The organism is Bradyrhizobium sp., assembly GCF_049512235.1.
In the GTDB taxonomy this organism is placed as follows: domain Bacteria; phylum Pseudomonadota; class Alphaproteobacteria; order Rhizobiales; family Xanthobacteraceae; genus Bradyrhizobium.
The window spans coordinates 1-3660 of sequence record NZ_JBEKXH010000584.1; the positions used below are offsets into that span (position 1 = coordinate 1).

Annotated in this window: 3 protein-coding genes and 1 pseudogene; 2 read left to right on the forward strand and 2 right to left on the reverse strand. The window is 62.3% G+C overall.

The window, feature by feature from the left end; translation table 11 throughout:
* Positions 1 to 302, forward strand: a pseudogene (locus ABSG20_RS32180) (FAD/NAD(P)-binding protein); the annotation flags it as partial.
* A 6-nt stretch (positions 303 to 308) separates the two neighbouring features.
* On the opposite strand, the gene ABSG20_RS32185 reads toward ABSG20_RS32180, so the two are convergent.
* Positions 309 to 1262 (reverse strand): aliphatic sulfonate ABC transporter substrate-binding protein, encoded by a 954-nt coding sequence (locus tag ABSG20_RS32185; RefSeq protein ID WP_423868483.1) that lies wholly within the window; start codon positions 1260 to 1262, stop codon positions 309 to 311.
* 251 nt (positions 1263 to 1513) lie between these two features.
* The gene (locus ABSG20_RS32190; protein WP_423868484.1) at positions 1514 to 2728 is read right to left on the reverse strand and encodes an LLM class flavin-dependent oxidoreductase; all 1215 of its coding nucleotides are present in this window, start codon (positions 2726 to 2728) and stop codon (positions 1514 to 1516) included.
* A gap of 162 nt (positions 2729 to 2890) precedes the next feature.
* On the opposite strand from ABSG20_RS32190, the gene ABSG20_RS32195 reads away from it, so the two are divergent.
* The coding region (locus ABSG20_RS32195) for an ATP-dependent DNA helicase (RefSeq protein WP_423868485.1) at positions 2891 to 3660 on the forward strand (770 nt) is incomplete at its 3' end.

Sequence of the window (3660 nt, forward strand, 5' to 3'; positions counted from 1 at the left end):
CGCTGGAAGCCGACCGCATCGTGGAATGCACGGGTATCAATCCGATCCCGCATAACACCGGCAATCCCGTACTGCGCAGCCTGTTCGACAACGGGCTTGCCAAGATCGACCCCTTGGGCATGAGCCTGGATGCCACCAACGAATGTGCGCTCGTCGATGCGTCCGGACAACCCTCCACGCGGATCTTCGCCGTCGGCCCCCTGACACGCGCTACCTTTTGGGAAATTGTGGCTGTTCCCGACATTCGCAATCAATGTCGCGGATTGGCTGAACATATTCGCAGCCAGTTCTCTTTCGTTTAATGGCGTTCAGGAGCCCGGTGTCCATTTCCAGACGATGTCGGATACGTTGACCGGCTTCGGGATCAAGCCGAGGCGCGCAAAGCGGTCGGCGACAGCCTGCTGGCTCTTGATGACCTCGTCGTCGACCGGAACGACGCGGTAGCTTGAGCGATCGACAAAACGCCTGATGGCATCGATATCGACGCCGGTGGCTTCCGCCTGCGCCTTCGCGACCTCGTCGTGATGGGTATCGGCCCATAGGCCTTCGGACGCGAAGACAGCGTTGAGCCGCGCCACCAGCACGGGATATTTTTCCACGAAATCCGAGCCAGCGATGTAGAAGGAATTGGGCTTGTGCACGTCCTTGTCGAAGGCGATCACGCGGACATGGTCCTTGAGCTCGGCAAGCGCGAGATAGGGATCCCAGATCGACCAGGCGTCGACCGAGCCTTTCACGAATGCCGCAGTTGCATCGGCCGGCGCCAGCGGCGCGGGCGAAATGTCGCTCCAGCCAAGTCCGGCCTTCTCCAGCGCGGCGACCAGCAGGTTGTGGGCGCTCGATCCCTTGGCAAAGGCAATGCGCTTGCCCCTGAGATCGGCCAGCGTCCTGATCGGGGAATCCTGCGGCACAATGATCGCCTGGGTGTTTCCATCGGATTTGACCGCGGCCACGTAGCGAATCCTGGCGCCGCCGGCCTGCGCAAAAATCGGCGGCGCATCGCCGACATAGCCGAAGTCGACGCTGCCGACGTTGATCGCCTCGAGCAGCGGCGGGCCAAACTGGAAATCGATCCACCTGATCTCGATGCCGAGCGGCTTGAATGCGTCCTCGACCGAATGACGCTGCCGCACGGCCGGAAAGAATCCGCCCTTCTGCGTGCCGATGCGAATCTCGGTTGGCTTGTCCTGCGCCTGCGCGCGGGATATCGCTACAGCTGAAACAGCCAGCGCCGCGCCTAGAATATGGCGTCTCGTGATCATGACTCCGTCCTTTCGGGTTTGGTCGCGCCGGTCAGAACGCGGCGGCGAATCCGGGTTGGCTCGCAACGTCTGACGGTCCAACGAATTGGTCAATGAAATGGGTATCCAAAATTTGCTCTGGGGACGCGCCTGCTTTTCTATGCCAGGGGCGGCAGACGAACAGGACAGTCTCCTTGGCCTCGACGTTGTCCGTAGCCCTGGAATGCTGACAAATATCTAAAGGAGTACTAGACCAGTACTATACCGAGCCGCTATTCCACCGCGGCGGCCTCGGGCTTCGCCGGTGCGACGCTCAGCGCGAGCTTGCCGTAGCGGTCGGTGAAGGCTTCGGTGTCGATCTCCTCGAGCTTTGTCGCACCGCTCATCACGCCGGCCTTCCAGGCGTCGTGCTCGGGATCGTCGCGAAATTCCGGCATCACTTCACGGGCGAACAATTCGAGCGAGTCGCAGATGTGCTCGTGGCTGTTCTTGCCGGCCTGATTGAGCAGGATGACCTGGTCGATGTGCGAACTGCGGAACCGCCGCAGTTTTCTGCGGATGGTATCCGGCGATCCGATCAGGCCGCCGCGCAGCGCTGCCTCCTGGGCCTGCGGATTTTCGCGCTTCCACTTGTTGTATTCGTCCCACATGTTGACCGTGCCGGGCGCCGGACGCTGGCGGTTCTGCGCGGCGCCGTAAAAGCGCAAGGCGAACTGGAAGAACGTCGCGCCGTCGGCGCGTGCCCGCGCTTCCTCGTCGGTTTTGGCGCACATGAAGAACGACACCAGCGCCATGTTCGGATTGATCTCATAATCGGCGAGCTTGTTCAGCCGTTTTGTAATCGCATTGTAATAGGCATGGACCCAGGCGTGCGCCGCGTCGGCACTGACGAACTGGAAGCCGAGCGCGCCGAAACCGTTCTGGCCCGCGCGCTCGATGGTGGGAAGCTGGGAGCACGCCATCCACAGCGGCGGATGCGGTTTCTGTACGGGCTTCGGCACCACATTGCGCAGCGGCATGTCGAAATACTTGCCGTGGTGCTCGCTGCCGCCCGGCTTGAACATCGGGAAGATGGCGCGGACGGCTTCCTCGAATACTTCCTTCTTGGTTTCCATATCGCGACCGAACGGCGTCAGTTCGGTGATCGAGGCGCTCTCGCCCATCCCGAACTCGACGCGTCCTTTGCTCAGGAGATCGAGCACCGCGACGCGCTCGGCGATGCGCGCGGGATGATTGGTGGTGAGCTGGAAAATGCCGTGGCCGAGCCGGATATTCGCAGTGCGCTGGCTGGCGGCGGCGAGGAAGGATTCCGGCGACGGCGAATGCGAATATTCCTCCAGAAAATGGTGTTCGACCACCCAGGCGTAGTCGTAGCCAAGCCGGTCGGCGGTCTCCAATTGCGTCAGCGCGTCCTGATAGAGCCTGAGCTCATCGCCTTCCTGCCACGGGCGGGGCAATTGCAGCTCGTAGAAGATGCCGAATTTCATGGTGTTTCTCCCGCGCGCCGAATAGTTACAGTGTATTCCCTGCCGATGCGGAGTCCAGTGTCCGGGCAATTCCGCCGCGCGCAAGAAGCCTTGCGCCGGCGGCGCAAATAGTTAGTTTCGCGGATTGTGAGCCGTCGCTACGGCCTTTCCCGCCGAGCCCCCATGCCCAGTTTCACGCCGCATCAGGATTCCGCGCTGAAGGCCGTTGCCCGCTGGCTGAAGGCAAAGCCCGGCAAGAACGGCACGCCACCGGTATTCCGGCTGTTCGGCTATGCCGGCACCGGCAAGACCACGCTGGCGCGACACATCGCCGACGGCGTCAATGGCGAGGTCAAATTCGCGGCCTTCACCGGCAAGGCCGCTCTGGTGATGCGCAACAAGGGCTGCGACAACGCTTCCACCATCCACTCGCTGATCTACCGCGCCCGCGAATCCGGGGTCGAGCAACCGAGTTTTGAGCTTTGGGACGACGCGCCGGCATCGAAAGCCAAGCTGATTATCATCGACGAGTGCTCGATGGTGGACGCCGAGCTCGGCCGCGACCTGATGTCCTTCGAGTGCCCGCTGCTCGTGCTCGGCGATCCCGCGCAGTTGCCGCCGATCCAGGGCGGCGGGTTCTTTACCGACTGCGAGCCCGACGCGATGCTGACCGAAGTGCATCGCCAGGCGCAGAACGATCCGATCGTGCGGATGTCGATGGATATCCGCGAGGGCCGCGCGCTCGAAATCGGCCGCTACGGAGAAAGCGAGGTGGTGTCGCGCGCCGAACTCGACCCGAACAAAGTGATGAATGCCGACCAGGTGCTGGTCGGGCGTAACAACACGCGTCGCGCCTACAACATGCGGGTGCGGCAGAAACGGAACATCGAGGATCCGCTGCCGGTGGCCGGCGACAAGCTGGTCTGCCTGCGCAACAACCGCAAGAAGGGCCT